Source organism: Actinophytocola sp., assembly GCF_036555685.1.
Classification (GTDB): domain Bacteria; phylum Actinomycetota; class Actinomycetes; order Mycobacteriales; family Pseudonocardiaceae; genus Actinophytocola.
The window spans coordinates 114,767-130,214 of the sequence record NZ_DATBKY010000264.1 but is presented as its reverse complement, the minus strand read 5'-3'; the positions used below and the strand labels follow the sequence as shown (position 1 = coordinate 130,214).

The following is a 15,448-nucleotide window of genomic DNA, read 5'->3' as shown; positions in this document are numbered from 1 at the left end:
GAACCTTCCGGCTGCCTACGCCGGGCCTGCCCGCAGCCCCGCCAGCCGGCCGCGCTCCAGCGGCGACGGCGGTCGCCGGTCGAGCCGGGCGGAGAGCACGGCCGCCGCCTTCAGGTGCCGTCCGGCCGACGCGAGCGCGTGCACGTAGGTGTCCTCGATGACCTCGCGCTGCGCCGCGCTGCCGCCGAGCCGATCGACGTGCGGGCGCACGGACTCGAGCTCGGTCACCGCCGCATCCCAGCGCTTCGCGACCACGTTCGCCAGGCCGTCGCACAGCGGCGCCACGACCTGCCGGTACACGTCCGAGTCGTGCCCGGCCGCGTAGGCCGCGAGCGCGTGCAGCCGGTCCTCGTCCCCGGCCGCGGCCATGGCGATCGCCGCGTGCATGGCGGCGAACGACGTCGCCGGCCGCGCCAGCATGTCCTGCGGCGAGACGCCGAGGACCGCGGCGGCGCCGGCCCGGGCGTCCCAGTTCCGGGTGATCTCGCAGCGCCAGAGCAGCGACCCGGAGTCGACCAGCGCGCGGGGACCGGCTACCGCGGGCGGCGCGAGGTCGCGATCGTAGCGCCGCCGGACCGCGGCGTCGTCACCGAGCATCAGCTCGTGCAGCGCGGCGTGCCAGGTGAAGTGCACGCGGCCGTCACTCGCGTCCCCCCACCTGCCGATCCAGTCGTTGAGCCAGGTGAGGCCGGCCTTGTGCTCGGCGGTCTCGTAGAAGACATGCGTGCGGGCGTGCACGGCGTGGCCGGAGGAGGGCTCGAGCGCCAGCGCCCGGGCCGAGAGCGTTTCGGCCTCGTCCCAGCGGCCCTGGTCCTGGCGGACGAACGCGAGCTGGCTCAGGTACCACCAGTCCTCGCCGTAGTCCCGCCGCAGCCGCTCCACCAGCGCCCACGTCTCCCGGTCGCTCGTGATGCCGCCGAACGAGATCGTCGGCACCGCGACGTTCACGGCCAGCGCGTCCCGCGGGAACGCCTCGATGTGGCGCAGCAGCGCCTGGCCGCCCGCGTGCAGGTCGGCCGCGCGGGCGGCCACCGCCGCGACGAAGCTCCGCTCCCGCGCGTCACCGGCCAGGGCGTGCGCCTGCGCGTCGCACACCCGCGCCTCGACGTCGACCGGTGCGCCCCACTCGAGGCCGAGCAGGCCGACCACGGCGTGGCCGAGCGCAAACCCCGGGTCGGCGTCGGTCGCGGCGACGAGGAGGTCGAGCGCGTCCTGCTGGCCGCGCAGCACCCGGTCCATGCCGGCGGTGAACGCCTCGGCCGCCTCGCGGGTCGTGCTCAGCGGCAGGCCGTACCGGTCGCGCGGCCGTGCCGGGCGCCTGGCGCGCGCGTACTCCAGCACGGACGCCGCGACCGTGCCCGCCTGCTGGCGGATCTCCGGGAACGCCGTCGACTCCCACAACGTGCCGACCCGCGTCGCCCCGAGCGTCCACAGTGGAGCACCGGGGAGCCGGCCGTCCGGCTCGGTGGCGAAGCCGAGCCCGAGCGGGCCGGGTGTCGCGAGGCCGTCCGCGAGCAACGCCGCGACCAGCGGGTTTCCGGACCGGCGCGGGTCGAGGCTCGGGCCGGTGCAGTTGACCACCGAGCGCACCCGGAGTTCCTCGCCGGTGGACAGCTCGACGCGCAGCCCCGCGCCGTCCGGTCGCGCGGCGACGACCTCGCCGGTGTGCATCCGCAGCCGGCCGGCCCGGCGGATGCCGCGGAGGCGGTCGGCGGCCGCGGGGGCCATGCGGTGGCGGTAGCAGTTCCAGTAGCGGGCCTTCTCGGCCAGGAACCGTGCGCGCTCGGCGTCGGAAAGCTCGCCCCAGATCCGGGCGGTGGCCGGGCGCAGCCCGTCGACCGCGGCACGCCAGCCGCGCCCGCCGGACACCGCCTGCCACACCGCGTCCAGCCCGTCCGTGCCCGCCACGCCGCCGACGTCGAGCCGCGGCGGCGTCCGGCCCGGCACGTGACGGCGCGGCAGCAGCCCGGTGCGGGACACGACATGCATCGTCCGCTGTGGACGGTCGTGCTGGATGGCGAGGTCGACCATCGTCAGGCCGGAGCCGACGAACAGGACGTCGCCCTCGTCGTCGAGCTCGGCGCCGGGCGCCCACGGGTCGGCCACGAAGGCGGGTGAGCTCCGGAGCTCGCCGGGTGCCCAGCCGCAGTCCGGCGCCGCGACGCCGACGGCCAGCACCGCGGCGGCGGCGTCGATCGTGCCGCCGGCCGCCAGCCGCAGCGTCACGCCGTTTCGCGTCCGGCGGACCGAGGTCACGCGGTCGTGCACGCGGCGGCATCGCCCCGCCTCGCCCAGCAGCTCGCCGAGATAGGAGCCGAACAGGTGCCGGGGCAGGAACTCGCCGGGATCGACGGCGCGGCCGAGGTGGTCGCTCGCCCAGCGCGCGAAGTGGCCGGGGTCGGCGTCGTCCGCGCTGAGCCGGCCGGCGGGGACGTTGAGCAGGTGGGTGGGCTCGCGCGTCGAGTAGGCGACGCCGCGTCCGGTGTCCTCGGCGGGGTCGATGAGGACGACCTCGAGGTTTCGTTCGAGCATGCGGAGCGCCGTCAGCACGCCCGCGGCACCGGCACCGACCACTGCCACGCCGCACGTTCCCATCGGCCCTCCTAGCAGGTCCGCTCGTAATCTCTACTTTTCTCATAGAATTTATCGGAGTATGAGACTAACACGATGTGTGGCGCGTGTGACGGCATGATTGGGGACTAAAGTTCTCCCGAAGGGGGACCGCCGGATGAGAGTCACTGCCAAGGTCGACTACGCCCTGCGAGCGATGGCGCAACTTGCCGCCGACTCGTCGGGCGGGCCGGTCGCGGCCACCCGGCTGGCCGAGCAGCAGGCGATCCCGTTGAAGTTCCTGCACGGGGTGCTGGCGGACCTCAAGCGCGCGCGGCTGGTGCGCAGCACCCGCGGCCCGGTCGGTGGCTACGAGCTCGGCCGCCCGCCCGGCGAGATCACGATCGCGGACGTGTTCCGCGCGGTCGACGGCCCGCTGGTGACCGTGCGGGACGGCGAGTTCTCGGAGCTCGAGTACGCCGGCCCGGCGAAGACGCTGCTCGAGGTGTGGATGGCGGCGCGGGCGAGCCTGCGGTGGGTCTTCGAGCGGGTGACCCTGGCGGACCTGGTCGCCGGCGAGCTACCGCCGGCCGCGACCGAGCTCGCCGACCAGTACAAGGCCGACCAGCGCTACCGAACCTGACCCGGCGGCCGCTCTTCGCGCGCCCGGCCCCGCGCGGTGGCGGCTACGCGGCGGCCTCGTCGAGAGCGGCCCACAGTTCGTCGGCCGCGGCGGGGTGGCAGATGACGATGTCGGGCAGCCACGGGTCGGCGCGGTTGTACCGCGGCGCGGACCCGTCGAGCCGGCGGACGCGGAACCCGGCGGCCACGGCCACGGCGACGGGCGCCGCGGTGTCCCACTCGTACTGGCCGCCGCCGTGCACGTAGGCGCTCGCCCGGCCAGCGAGCACCGCCCCGGTCTTCGCGCCGGCGGACCCCATCGGCTCCGGCGTCGCCGGCCACCGCGCGAGCACGGCATCGAGCACGGCCGGCGGCCGGCTCCGGCTGACCAGCACGACCGGCTCCCGCGGCGCGACCGGCGTGGCGGGCGGCTGCCAGGTCGAGTAGGCGGCCCCGGTGGCGGGCAGGCTCACCGCCCCGGCGGCGAGGTACCCGTCCACCCAGAGCGCGACGTGCACGGCCCAGTCCGTACGCCCCGGCTCCGCGTACTCCCGCGTCCCGTCCAACGGATCGACGATCCACACCCGCTTGGCCCCGAGCCGCCGCCCGTCGTCGGCCGACTCCTCGGACAGCACGGCGTCGTCCCCGCGCTCCTCGCCGAGCCGGTCCAGCAGGAAGCGGTTGGACCGCCGATCCCCCGCCGCCCGCAGCGCGTGCCCCCGAAGCTCCCCCCGCATCCCGACGAGCAACTCCCCCGCGGCCACGGCGAGCTCGTGCGCCAGCCGGTGGTCCGCGGGATCCGGCGCCGCCCGGTATACCTGCTCACTCGCCTGCTCGGGCGGTACCGCCATCGACACTCCCCACCATCCGGACGTCCTCGTGGACGGCCAGCATATGTGCGGGCGGGTGGCTGCTCAGCGGGTGGTGAAGACCGCCACCGTGCGGGCTGGGACCGCGAAGGTGCCCGTGCCGGAGGAGTACGTGGACGTGCGGACCACCGGGTCCGTGCCGCTCGCCTGGATCGGGTGCAGGCGGTAGTGCGCGCCCGCCAGTGACGGCACCGTCTGCGACGTCGCCGTGGCCGAGGCGTTGAACACCACCACGATGCCTTCCGCGCGTGGGTCGAGGTCCGGGCCCACCCGGTCGGACAGGGACATGACGATCACGCCCGGCGTCTGGGCCGGGCCGCCTACCGGGAAGGTGACCCGGCGTTGGATCTCCGCCGCCGAGCCCAGGCGGAACAGCGGCGAGGAGAAGCGGATCCCGAGCAGGTCCAGCGCGCGCTGGTGCGCGGTGGAGATGTCGGCCGGGCGCGGCGCCAGGGCCGGATCCGACAGCAGCGGCCGCATGTACGGCCACTTGGACTCGTTGTCGCCGCGCGGGGGCAGGCCCGAGCCCCAGGTGGACTCGGTGCGGGTCCAGTCGATCCGGTTGAACCAGTCGCCCGAGTTGAAACTGTTGCGGTCCAGCGACTTCGACCGCAGCAGGTCGTTGCCCGCGTGCCAGAACGACGGGCCCTGCGCGAGCGCGGTCGTCGCCAGCGACACCGTGTTCATCCGCACGCGGTCGGCCATCGACGTCGCCTGGGGCAGCTTGTACTGCTCCACGTCGAACAGCGTCTCGTTGTCGTGCGCGTCCACATAGGTGATCGTCTCGCTGGGGTCGCCCGCGTAGCCCGCCGGCTGGCCGTTGTAGTCCACACCGGACCCCGGCACGACGTCGCCGTTGCGGTCGGTGAACCGGTAGTCGCGCAGGTTGCCGGCCAGGCCCACCTTGATCTGGTCCTGGTAGAGCAGCAACCGCGCCCGCTGATCGGCGGGCGTGCCGTTCACCGCCGCGCCGTTCGGGTCGGTGAACAGGCCCGTGCCGAAGCCCTGGATACGCGGGTCCTCGTCGAACGGGCCGCCACCGCGCACGGCGTCGCGCAGCCGGTCGGAGAACGTGCCGATGCCGGTGTTCGCCATGTTCAGCTGCGTTGCCTGCACGAACCGCGCGTCGTTGGCGACCTCGCCGAAGTTCCAGCCCTCGCCGTACAGGTAGATCCGCTTGCCGTCCACGCCGTCGCGCGCCGGGGTCAGCTTGTCCAGCGCGGCTCGGACGGCCAGCATGTTCGCCTTGGAGTGGTGGCCCATGAGGTCGAACCGGAAACCGTCCACCTTGTACTCCCGCGCCCACGTGACGACGGAGTCCACCATGAGCTTGCCCATCATCAGGTGCTCGGTGGCCGTGTTCGCGCAACACGTGGAGTTCTCCACCGCGCCGGTGGCCGACAGCCGGTGGTAATAGCCGGGCACGACCCGGTCCAGGATGGAGTGCGGATCCTGGCCGGACGCCGGCGTGTGGTTGTACACCACATCCATGACCACGCGCAGGCCGGTGTCGTTGAGCGCGCCGACCATCCGGCGGAACTCGCGAGTGCGTGTCGTGCCGTCCGGGTTCGTGCTGTACGAGCCCTCGGGCGTCGTGTAGTGCAGCGGGTCGTAGCCCCAGTTGAAGCCGTCGGTGTCCCGGATCGGGTCGAGGCATGCCTGCTGGTCCTCGGCGGCCGGGCCGAACGAGGAGAGGTCGCACGACGGCGTCTGCTGCGCGTCGCGGCGCTCCTCGACGCTCGCGATGTCGTTGGTGGGCAACAGGTGCACGGTGTTCAGCCCGGCGCGGGCGAGGTCGCGCAGCTGCCGCATGCCGGCGCTGTTCCTGTCGGTGAACGCGAGGTACGTGCCCCGGTGGGCCGCCGGCACCGACTCGTCGGTGATCGAGAAGTCGCGCACGTGCAGCTCGTAGATCGTCGAGTCCTCGGGCCGGGCCAGCCCCGGCTTGCGCTGCCGGTCCCAGCCGCCCGGCTTCAGCGCCGGGCCGTCGAGGTCGGCGAGGACCGATCGCGCCGAGTTCGTCGTGAGCCCCAGCGAGTACGGGTCGGTCACGACGTTCGTGACGACCTCGTCGAGCGCCGGCACGTAGACGCCGACCTCGAACGCGTACCGGGCGTCGCGCCAGCCGCGGTCACCCCGCGCGTGCCAGACGCCGTAGGCGTCGCGGGTCATCGCGACCCGCCGCTCGCCGGCCGGTCCGGCGGGGTCGAGCAGCAGGCCGACGCTCTTGGCGGTCGGCGCCCACAACGCGAGCGACGGAGTGCCGTGTGCCCACGCCGGGCCAAGGTGCTCGCCCGCCGCGCCCGCGTAGACGTCGTCGAGCACGCCGGGAACCTGCACGCCGGTGGCGTCGACGAGCCTGCCGTCCGCGTCGTAGGCGGCGACCGCGAGCTGGCCGGTGAGCAGTCCGGCGACGTCGGCCGCGGGCACCCGGAGCGCGTCGTACGCGGCCAGGTGCGGGTACTGCGTGCGAAGTTCGGCCGGCAGCCCGGCCGGGTCGAGCGTCAGCGGCAGCGAGTCGCCGCCGGACACGCCCTCGCCGGTGGCGACCAGCCCCCCGTCGGGCGCGTGGTAGAGCCGGAACGACGCGGCGTTCGCCGGCGCGTCGAAGGCGACCACGTCGTGGCGCAGCCACTGCGCCCGCGCGGAGCGCAGGTCCGGCGGTGCGATGCCGGCGGAGACGGTCAGCACGTGGGTGGCGAGCTCGTAGGAGAACGAGGTGCGGTCGCCGTCCGCGGTCACGGTGAACGGGATGTTCGCGCCGTCGCGCGCGCCGCCCGCGCCGTAGTTCTCCGTCCACGACAGGCCGTGTGCGACCTTGACCTCGTACTGCCCGGCCGGGATCGCGGTGGTCGAGAACGTGAAGACGCCGTCGCCGTCCGGGTCCTGCAGCCACGAGCGCATGCAGTCGGGCGCCCAGTCACTGGAGCAGCCGAGCTCGCTGGTGAAGCTGCCGGGCGCGGTGACGATCGGGCCCTGGGCGTCGCTGGTGACCCAGTGGGTGGCGTGGTCGTAGTAGAAAGAGACCGACCCGTCGGACTCGTAGGCGATGTTCGCGCCGCCGGCGACGCCACCCGCGCCGTAGTTCTCGTCCCACGCGTTGTTGATCGCGGCCTTGTACTCGTAGCTGCCGGCCGGCACCTGGAAGGTGCCCTTCCACACGCCGTCGTTCGGGTCCTGGGTGAGCTGGGCCTGCGCGCAGTCCGGCTGCCAGTCGCCGGGGCAGCCCATCTCGGTGTTGTGCGAGCCGGGCACGGAGACCGCGTTCGGCGGTGGGGTGTGGTCGGCGCCGGCGGGCACGGCCGGGCTGAGCGCGACCACGGCGGCCGCGGTGGCGATGCCGGCCAGGGCCCGGCGGCTGATCGAAGACACGGCGGCTCCCGACGCTGGGCCCGTGGGCGGAGCAGGTCAGCTCACACTCTGCCCGGGGATTCGCGCGCGTCAATCGGGCGTTCGGGCTACCCGTTGCGGGGCTTCTCGCGGACGACGAGCACCGGGCAGGTGGCGTGCTCCATCACCGCGCGGGTGGTCGTGCCGAAGAGGACCTCGCTGACGCGCCCGTGCGAGTGGGTGCCCACGACGATGGCGCGCGCGTCGCGCTCGACGGCCAGGTTCAAGAGCGTCTCGGCGACCGTGCCCGCGTCGGCGACCGCCAGCCCCTCGGCCTTCAGCCCGGCGTTGGTCGCGAACTGCGCCCCGCGCTCGGCGATGCGCACGGCCGCCTCGTACGCGGCCTGGTCGGCCGCGAACGCCCCGCTGAGGTCGAGGCTCTGGACGGGGTGGTCGAACCCGGTGGAGGGGTTCTCGGCGAGGTCGATCGCCTTGCCCGCCTCCCACACCATGACGACGAGCACCTGCTGCCCGAGCAGCAACGGCGCGGTCTCGTCCAGCGCGTGCAGCGCCGCGCGCGTCCCGTCGAACCCGATGATGACCGGTCCACCATGCATAGCTGTCAGACGCTACGCCTCGGCGGCGACCTGCGCAGGGGTGCGGCTGAAACGCATCGAGCCGTCGTCCAGCCGGCCATGGCGGAGGGTGACGACGTCGTGGGCGTAGCTCATGCCGAGCTGCCACGGCGCACGCGAGCCGGCCCGCGGGAACTCGTCGATCGAGCGCAGCACGTAGCCCGCGGCGAAGTCGAGCAGCGGGCGTTCGGTCACCGTCGGGTCGTCGTTCGCCGGGACGCACCGGGTGTAGCCGTGGGCGTCCATGTGCCGCAGCAGGCGCATCACGTACTCGCTCACCAGGTCCGCCTTCAGCGTCCACGACGCGTTCGTGTAGCCGATCGTGAAGGCGAGGTTCGGCACGTCCGACAGCATCATTCCCTTGTAGGCCATGGTCTTCGGCAGCTCGACCGCCCGGCCGTCGACCGACAGCTCGATGCCGCCGAACGCCAGCAGGCGCAGGCCGGTCGCGGTCACGACGACGTCCGCCTCGATGTCGAGACCGGACCGCAGGCGGATGCCGGACGGCGTGAACGTCTCGACCTCGTCGGTCGCCACGCTCGCCCGGCCCGAGCGGATCGCGGCGAACAGGTCGCCGTCGGGCACGAGGCACAGGCGCTGGTCCCACGGCTGGTAGCGCGGCCGGAAGTGGGTGTCCACGTCGTAGCCCGCCGGCAGCTGCTGGACCGTCAGCTTGCGGATCAGCTTCTTCACCACAGCCGGCCGGCGCCTGCTCAGCTGGTAGATCAGCGTGCCCATCAGCACGTTCTTCCACCGCGTGAGGAAGTAGCCGCGCCGCATGCCGAGCACGCGCTTCAGCCGGTTCGCGAGCTTGTCCACGGCGGGCAGCGCGAGGATGTACGTCGGCGAGCGCTGCAGCATCGTCACGTGCTCGGCCGTCTCCGCGAGGGCCGGCACGAGCGTCACCGCGGTCGCACCGCTGCCGACGACGACGATCCGCTTGCCCGCGTGGTCGAGGTCGGCCGGCCAGTGTTGCGGGTGGACGATCGTGCCCGCGAACTCCTCACTGCGGGGGAAGTCCGGCGCGTGCCCGGCGTCGTAGTGGTAGTAGCCGCTGCACAGGTACAGGAAACGCGCGGTGAACGTGACCGGACGACCCTCGTGCACCGCCTCTACGGTCCACAGCGAGTCCGGTGTGGACCAGCTGGCACGCACGACCCGGTGGCCGAAGCGGATGTGCCGGTCGATGCCTGCCTCGGTGGCGGTGTCGCGGACATAGCGCAGGATCGACGGCCCGTCCGCGATCGCCTTCGCGTCCGTCCACGGGCGGAACCGGTAGCCGAGCGTGTGCATGTCCGAGTCCGACCGCACGCCCGGATACCGGAACAGGTCCCACGTCCCGCCGATCGCGTCGCGTGCCTCGAGGATCGTGTACGTCCGGTGCGGGAACGCCGCCTGGAGGTGGTGTGCCGCGCCGATGCCGGACAGCCCCGCGCCGACGATCAGCACGTCCACGTCCACGTCCGCGGGCCGGGCCGTCACACGGTCTCCTTCGCCCGCTCGCGCAGCCGCGACTGCAGGGCCGCGATCACCGAGTAGTACCGGGTCGGGGCGATGCGGGCGAGCGCGTCGAACACGTACGCGTCGGGGCCGACCAGGATGCGTGCCTTGCCGCGCTCGACTCCGCTGTGGATGATCGCGGCCGCCTTCTCCGGCGAGGTCATCGTGACCGCCTCGAACTGGGCAGCCATCTGCTCCTTGGTCCGGCCCAGGCCCTCGGGGTCCTTGCGCATGCGCGCGTTGCGGGCGATGTTCGTGGTGATGCCGCCCGGGTGGACCGTCACCGCGCGCACGCCCGTGCCGCGAAGCTCCTGGCGCAGCGAGTCGGTGAACCCGCGGACGGCGAACTTCGCCGCGCAGTACGCACTCTGGTGCGGCATGCCCACGAGGCCGAAGACGCTCGAGGTGTTCACGATGACGCCGGAGTCCTGTGCCACCAGCATCGGCAGGAACGCCCGCGTCCCGTTGACCACGCCGTGGAAGTTGATGTCGTGCAGCCACTGGTCGTCCTCGGGCACGGCGTCGAGGACGGTCGAGGTCACCGCGACGCCGGCGTTGTTGAACACCGCCGCCAGCGGTGCGGGCAGCCAGTCGCGCACCTCGCCGGCGAACCGGCGCTGGTCGGCCGCGTCGCGGACGTCGAGGACGCGCGTCAGCACGCGGCCGGTCAGCAACGCGGCGGTGTCCTTCAGGCCGGCCTCGTCGATGTCGGCGATGGCGACCGGCGAGCCGAACCCGTTGAGCCGGCGGGCGAGCGCGCGGCCGATGCCGGACGCGGCACCGGTGATCATCACCGGGTTGCCGGCGAGCCTAGGACGTGGGGGCATCGGTGCTCCTTGCCGTGACGGGGCGGGCGTGGGTGTCGATGAGATCCAGCAGGGTCGGCCACGCGCCTCGCGGGAGGTCGTGGCCGAGGCCGACGACGGTCTCCAGGCGGGCGCCGGTGATCGCCCGGACCGTGGCCGCGCCTCCGGTCGGGTGGACCATCCGGTCGCGGTCGCCGTGGATCACGAGCGTGGGCGCGGTGATCGCACGCAGCCGCCTGGTCCGGTTGCCGGACTTGAAGATCGCGCCGAGCTGGCGGCCGATCCCGGCGAGCGACGAGTCGCGGTCCCAGCTCGACCCGGCGAGCTCACGCACCCATTCCTCGTCGGGCGGGAAGCCGTGCGAGCCGACGTGCCGGAACATCAGCGCCGCACGGTCCATCGCCTCGTCGCGGCTGCGGGGTGGCGGCGCCATCATCCGCCGCCACGTGGACAGTGCCGGCCGCCCAACCCAGCGCGACCCGGTCGTCGACATGATCGACGTCAGGCTCCGCACGCGCGCCGGGTACACCGCGGCGACCATCTGCGCGATCATGCCGCCCATCGAGATCCCGACGACGTCCGCGGTCTCGACCCCGATCGCGTCGAGGAGCCCCGCGGCGTCGGCGGCCATGTCCGCGAGGTCGTACTGCTCGGGCGAGAAGCGTTGCAGGAACATGTCCTTTGGCCGCGGCGGGCGGAAGGACATGTGTGTGGACCGGCCGACATCGCGGTTGTCGAAGCGGATCACCCGCCGGCCACGGGCGGCGAGCTCGTCGCAGAACGCGTCCGGCCAGCTGTGCAGCTGCTGGCCGAGGCCGGCGACGAGCACGATCGGGTACGCGTCGCGGTCGCCGATCTCCTCGTACGCAAGGGAGATCCCGCGACCGACGTCCACTGTCCGCTCGGTCACGAGCGCGCTCCCCCCGCCGACGCCTCGGCCGCCGGCGGCGCGTGGACCGTGCGGCGGTGCACGACCGCGACGCCGCCCTTGCCCGGCGCGTACGCCACGCCGCGGGAATGCCAGCGCTCGTCCGGCTCGGTCGTCGGCACGAGCGTGTAGTCACGCAACATCGTGGCGAGCACCACGTTCATCTCCATGTTCGCGAATGCCGCGCCCAGGCAGCGCCGCGTGCCGCCGCCGAACGGGATCCACTGGTAGAGGTCCGGCCGCGAGCCGACGAACCGGCTCGGGTCGAACGCGCCGGCGTTGGGGAACACCGCGTCATCATCGTGGATCAGCGCGATGCTGACGAGCACCGCGTGGCCCTTGGGCACCGTCCACCGGCCCAGTCGCAGGCTCTCCGCGCGGACCTGCCGGCCTACCATGTCGATCACCGGGCGAGTGCGCTGCACTTCGAGGACGGTCGCCTCGCGCAACGTCTTTCCGCCGGCGTCGACCTCCTCGACGAGCGCGCGCAGCACGTCCGGGTGCCGGCGCAGCCGTTCGACCGCCCACGCGAGCGTCGTCGCGGTCGTCTCGTGCCCGGCGGCGAGCAGCGTCAGCAGCTGGTCGGCGATCTCGCCGCGGGTCATCGGGGCGCCGTCGTCGTAGCGGGCCTGCAACATCATCGAGAGCACGTCGTCGCGGCCCTCCGGACCCGTGTCACCGTGGCCGGCCTTCGCCACGAGCCGGTCGATCACCGCGTCGTACCGGCGGCGCAACTCGCGGAACCGGCCCCACGGACCCCACCGGCCGAACCGGTCCGGCACCGGCAGCACCGCCAGGCGCGAGCCGACGGTCACCAGGCGCGGCAGGAGCTCGCGCAGCTCGGCGAACTCCGCGCCCTCGGCGCCGAACACCGCGCGCAGGATGACGTTGAGCGTGATCCGCATCGTCGACGGCAGCGTCGGGAACGGCTTGCCGTGCGGCCACGACGCCATCTCCCGCACGGTCTCGTCCTCGACGATCCGCTCGTACGCGGCGAGCCGGCGGCCGTGGAACGGCGGCACGAGGAGCTTGCGCTGGGCGCGGTGCTCCTCGCCCGACAGCGCGAACATCGAGCCCGGGCCGAGCACGCGGCCGAGGTTGCGCTCGAGGTTGTCCGCGACCTCCGGGTTGGTCTGGAACAGCTGCTTGATCTCCGCCGGATCGCTGATCACCAGCGCGCGGCCGAAGATCGGCACGTCGACGGTGAAGGCGTCGCCGTAGCGTTCGCGCAGACGGTGCATCCCGCGCATCGGCATCAGCAGCGCGCGGGCGCCCTGGACGAACCGGGGCGCCGTCGGACCGGGCGGAAGCGTCACAGTCGTCATCGAGGGAACACCTTCCCGTGGCGTTGCCGTGGTACGCGGCCGTACCATCGGCACGGTACGCCGATGTACCATTCAGCACAAGGGCGCTGCCGACGAGAGGTATAGCGTGATGCCAGTGACGACGGCGAACGTGGAGACGACGACGAGCTTCCGCCAGCGGCTGCTCGACGGTCTCGCCGAGTCGATCATCGAGGACGGCTACCGCAACACGACGGTGGCCGGCATCGTGCGGCGCGCACGCACTTCCCGGCGGACCTTCTACGAGCACTTCGCCGACAAGGAGGCGTGTTTCGTCGAGCTGCTGACCGAGGCGAACGCCGAGATGATCCGGCAGATCTCCGCCGCCGTGGACCCGAAAGCGCCGTGGGCGACGCAGGTCGGGCAGGCGGTCGAGGCCTGGATCACCTGTGCGGAGGCGCAACCGGGCATCACGCTCAGCTGGATCCGCGACGTGCCCTCGCTCGGCGAGCGGGCCCGCACGCTCCAGCGCGAGGTCATGGAAGCGTTCGTCACGATGATCCAGACGTTGTGCGACACGGAGGAATGGCGCTCGATCGGCGTCGGCCCGGTTCCCCGGCAGCTGGCGATCATGCTGCTCGGCGGGCTGCGCGAGCTGATCGCGACCACTGTGGAGGATGGCGGTCGCGCGCGGGACATGAGCGAGGTGGCGGTCCGCGCGTCGATCGCGCTGCTCGGCCCGCGCAACGTCCACTGAGGACAGCCGCATACCGGGTCAGTCCCAGGCGCCCAGCCACTTCGGCACGGCGAGGTCCACCTCGGCGGCGAGGTCGCGGGCGTCCTGGCGGAGCTTGGCCAGCTCGTCCTCCGGGTCCGTCGCCGCGCGGACCGTGTGCAGGACCTCCGCCAGGGCCAGCGAGTCGTGCTCGCGGGCGGCCGCGCGGATGTCGGCCGGCACGGTCGTGTCGTAGGCGACGTCGAAGCGCTGCAGGCCCGATCCCGCCCGCGCGCACGCCGCGCACCCGCAGTCGGTCAGCCCGGCCTTCAGGTCGATCCCCCGCTGCCAGTGCAGCAGCCGCGGCACGAAGACCTGCGGGCTGCGCTTGGGCCGCACGCCGTCCGCCCGCCGCGCCACCGGGCCGCCGAGGTGGCGGGTCGACGAGGAGAGTCCGATCGCGGCGAGCGAGGCGCCGGTCGCGATCGCGGGGATGCCGATCGGCCCGGTGCGCAGCAGCTCCAGCGAGCGGCCGGTCCGCGCGCTCCATCGCAGCAGCCGCCGCAGCCCGAGGACCTTGTACGACGAGTCCACCGGGTCGAACGGCGCGCCGAGCACCAGCGACACGTCGCGGTCGGCCGCCCGCAGCTGCTCGGCGAGCACCCCGCTGTGCTTCGACCCCAGCCAGCCGCCGTCCAGGGCCAGCGTCACGGAGACGGGCACCGGGTACTCGCGGTCGAGCTCCGCCTTCAGCTCGTCGAGCTGCCCCACCCGAAGCCGCGGGCCCGAGGTCCGCACGACCGGCAGCCCCAGCTCCGCCTGCGCCTCCACCCAGTCGAACGCCGGCAGGTCGAGGTCGAGCCCGAGCTGGCCCGCGACGACCGGCGGCCGCGCCTTGCCGCGCGTGAGGTAGGCCGCCGGGTCGAGGTCGACGCCGGTCAGCTCCCCCGCCCGGGCCAGCACGCGCGCGACCCGCAGCCCGGACACGCCCTGCAGCGTCACGCCACCGAACCGGTCCCGGTTGGCGACCGCCTCGCCCGTGCCGCACCGCCCGAGATAGGCCTGCACGCGGCCGAGCGAGGCCCGCCCACCGCGTACCCGCCGACTCGCCATGGGACAACGGTAGCCGCTTGACAGAATACTTAGCGGCGAGGCTAAATATCGGCCATGTCCGAACCGATCACCGCAATCGCCCACTACCGCGTCCGCGACGGCCACGTCGACGAGTTCCTGGACCTGGTCGGCAGGCACGGGCCCATCCTGCGCAAGCTCGGCCTGGTCACCGACGAGCCGACCCGCGTGTACCTGGGCCACGAGAAGGAGTCGGCCGATCCACTCGTGATCGAGATCTTCGAGTGGATCGACGACGACGCGGCGGGCCGCGCGCACACCCATCCCGAGGTCAGCGAGGTGTGGGAGGCCATGGATCCGTTGTGCGAGGAACGCGCCGGCCGCCCGTCGATGGAGTTCCCGCACCTGCGAGCGGTGAGCGTCTCCTGACCGAGCGCCGCCCGCAGGGCCTGACCGATCTCGACGACCTCGACGCGATGTTCACCGCCCTGGCCCACCCGGTCCGCCGGCACGTGCTGCAGGTGCTGCACGCCCGGGGTGGCACGCTCACCGCGGGCGAGCTCGCCGCGCGGTTCTCGCATTCCTGGCCCACCACCACCCGGCACCTGCGCGTCCTGGAGGATGCCGGGCTGGTGGTGATCGCGTCGGTGGGCCGCGAGCGGCACGTCTCGGTCGAGCGCAAGCGGCTGCTCGTGCTGCTCGACCTGTGGTGCACCGGCGTCGGGCTCACCGTGTCGGAACGGAAGGGCAAGGAAGGCTGACATGTCGAACATGGACCGTCTCGAACAGATCGTGGCCCGCCTGCCCGAGGCGGCCCGGGTCGACATCGAGGCCTGGGACGGCGAACCGACGTTCCGCGTGCGCGGCAAGAACTTCGTGTTCACCGCGCCCGACGGCACCGGCATCAGCGTGAAGCTGCCGAAGGCGGAGGCCGACGCGCTGGTCGCCACGGACCCGGCCGCGGAGCCGACCGGCTACGGGCTGGGCCGGCACGGCTGGGTCTCGATCAAGCTCGGGAAGCGGTTGAGCAAGGAGCGCTGGCGGGAGGTCGAGGAGTGGATCCGCACCTCCTACACGCTGATCGCACCCAAGCGGCTCGCCCGCACCGTGCTCGATCAGGACGGCACACCCGTGTGAAGA

The 15,448-nt window shown here is 73.2% G+C and carries 14 protein-coding genes; 5 read left to right on the top strand and 9 right to left on the bottom strand.

The window, feature by feature from the left end; all coding sequences use genetic code 11:
- Window positions 1–15: 15 nt before the first annotated feature.
- Entirely contained in the window at window positions 16–2,595 is a 2,580-nt protein-coding gene (locus tag VH969_RS26990; RefSeq protein WP_331979152.1) for an FAD/NAD(P)-binding protein, read from the bottom strand.
- Between the two features lie 133 nt (window positions 2,596–2,728).
- On the opposite strand from VH969_RS26990, the gene VH969_RS26985 reads away from it, so the two are divergent.
- Window positions 2,729–3,193 carry an RrF2 family transcriptional regulator gene (locus VH969_RS26985; RefSeq protein ID WP_331979150.1) on the top strand — a complete coding sequence of 155 codons (465 nt, stop codon included), beginning with the start codon at window positions 2,729–2,731 and terminating at the stop codon, window positions 3,191–3,193.
- Between the two features lie 43 nt (window positions 3,194–3,236).
- Here VH969_RS26985 and VH969_RS26980 read toward each other — a convergent pair whose 3' ends face one another.
- From VH969_RS26980 to VH969_RS26950, 7 genes are all read right to left on the bottom strand, one after another.
- Window positions 3,237–4,022 carry a 3'(2'),5'-bisphosphate nucleotidase CysQ gene (locus VH969_RS26980; protein WP_331979148.1) on the bottom strand — a complete coding sequence of 262 codons (786 nt, stop codon included), beginning with the start codon at window positions 4,020–4,022 and terminating at the stop codon, window positions 3,237–3,239.
- A gap of 63 nt (window positions 4,023–4,085) precedes the next feature.
- Window positions 4,086–7,412, bottom strand: a complete 3,327-nt coding sequence (gene pulA, locus VH969_RS26975) for a pullulanase-type alpha-1,6-glucosidase (protein ID WP_331979146.1) — start codon at window positions 7,410–7,412, stop codon at window positions 4,086–4,088.
- 86 nt (window positions 7,413–7,498) lie between these two features.
- Window positions 7,499–7,987: a universal stress protein gene (locus tag VH969_RS26970; RefSeq protein ID WP_331979144.1), complete on the bottom strand. Its 489-nt coding sequence runs from the start codon at window positions 7,985–7,987 to the stop codon at window positions 7,499–7,501.
- 12 nt (window positions 7,988–7,999) lie between these two features.
- Entirely contained in the window at window positions 8,000–9,487 is a 1,488-nt protein-coding gene (locus tag VH969_RS26965; protein ID WP_331979142.1) for a flavin-containing monooxygenase, read from the bottom strand.
- The gene (locus VH969_RS26960; protein ID WP_331979140.1) at window positions 9,484–10,332 is read right to left on the bottom strand and encodes an SDR family NAD(P)-dependent oxidoreductase; all 849 of its coding nucleotides are present in this window, start codon (window positions 10,330–10,332) and stop codon (window positions 9,484–9,486) included. Before VH969_RS26960 ends, VH969_RS26965 begins: the two co-directional genes overlap by 4 nt.
- Window positions 10,316–11,221: an alpha/beta fold hydrolase gene (locus VH969_RS26955; RefSeq protein WP_331979138.1), complete on the bottom strand. Its 906-nt coding sequence runs from the start codon at window positions 11,219–11,221 to the stop codon at window positions 10,316–10,318. Before VH969_RS26955 ends, VH969_RS26960 begins: the two co-directional genes overlap by 17 nt.
- On the bottom strand, window positions 11,218–12,564 hold the full coding sequence (locus tag VH969_RS26950; protein ID WP_331979136.1) for a cytochrome P450: 1,347 nt from the start codon (window positions 12,562–12,564) through the stop codon (window positions 11,218–11,220). The genes VH969_RS26955 and VH969_RS26950 overlap by 4 nt, the downstream gene beginning before the upstream one ends.
- A gap of 109 nt (window positions 12,565–12,673) precedes the next feature.
- Between VH969_RS26950 and VH969_RS26945 the strand changes: the two genes are divergently transcribed.
- Complete coding sequence (locus VH969_RS26945) at window positions 12,674–13,279, top strand: TetR/AcrR family transcriptional regulator (RefSeq protein WP_414638625.1); 606 nt, start codon at window positions 12,674–12,676, stop codon at window positions 13,277–13,279.
- A gap of 18 nt (window positions 13,280–13,297) precedes the next feature.
- Here VH969_RS26945 and VH969_RS26940 read toward each other — a convergent pair whose 3' ends face one another.
- The gene (locus tag VH969_RS26940; protein ID WP_331979132.1) at window positions 13,298–14,350 is read right to left on the bottom strand and encodes a hypothetical protein; all 1,053 of its coding nucleotides are present in this window, start codon (window positions 14,348–14,350) and stop codon (window positions 13,298–13,300) included.
- Window positions 14,351–14,404: 54 nt separating this feature from the next.
- Between VH969_RS26940 and VH969_RS26935 the strand changes: the two genes are divergently transcribed.
- From VH969_RS26935 to VH969_RS26925, 3 genes are read left to right on the top strand one after another with little or no spacing between them, the layout of a single operon-like run.
- The gene (locus VH969_RS26935; RefSeq protein WP_331979130.1) at window positions 14,405–14,737 is read left to right on the top strand and encodes a putative quinol monooxygenase; all 333 of its coding nucleotides are present in this window, start codon (window positions 14,405–14,407) and stop codon (window positions 14,735–14,737) included.
- Window positions 14,671–15,069, top strand: a complete 399-nt coding sequence (locus VH969_RS26930) for an ArsR/SmtB family transcription factor (RefSeq protein WP_331979128.1) — start codon at window positions 14,671–14,673, stop codon at window positions 15,067–15,069. The genes VH969_RS26935 and VH969_RS26930 overlap by 67 nt, the downstream gene beginning before the upstream one ends.
- Window position 15,070: 1 nt before the next feature.
- Entirely contained in the window at window positions 15,071–15,445 is a 375-nt protein-coding gene (locus VH969_RS26925) for an MmcQ/YjbR family DNA-binding protein (protein ID WP_331979126.1), read from the top strand.
- Window positions 15,446–15,448: the final 3 nt, after the last annotated feature.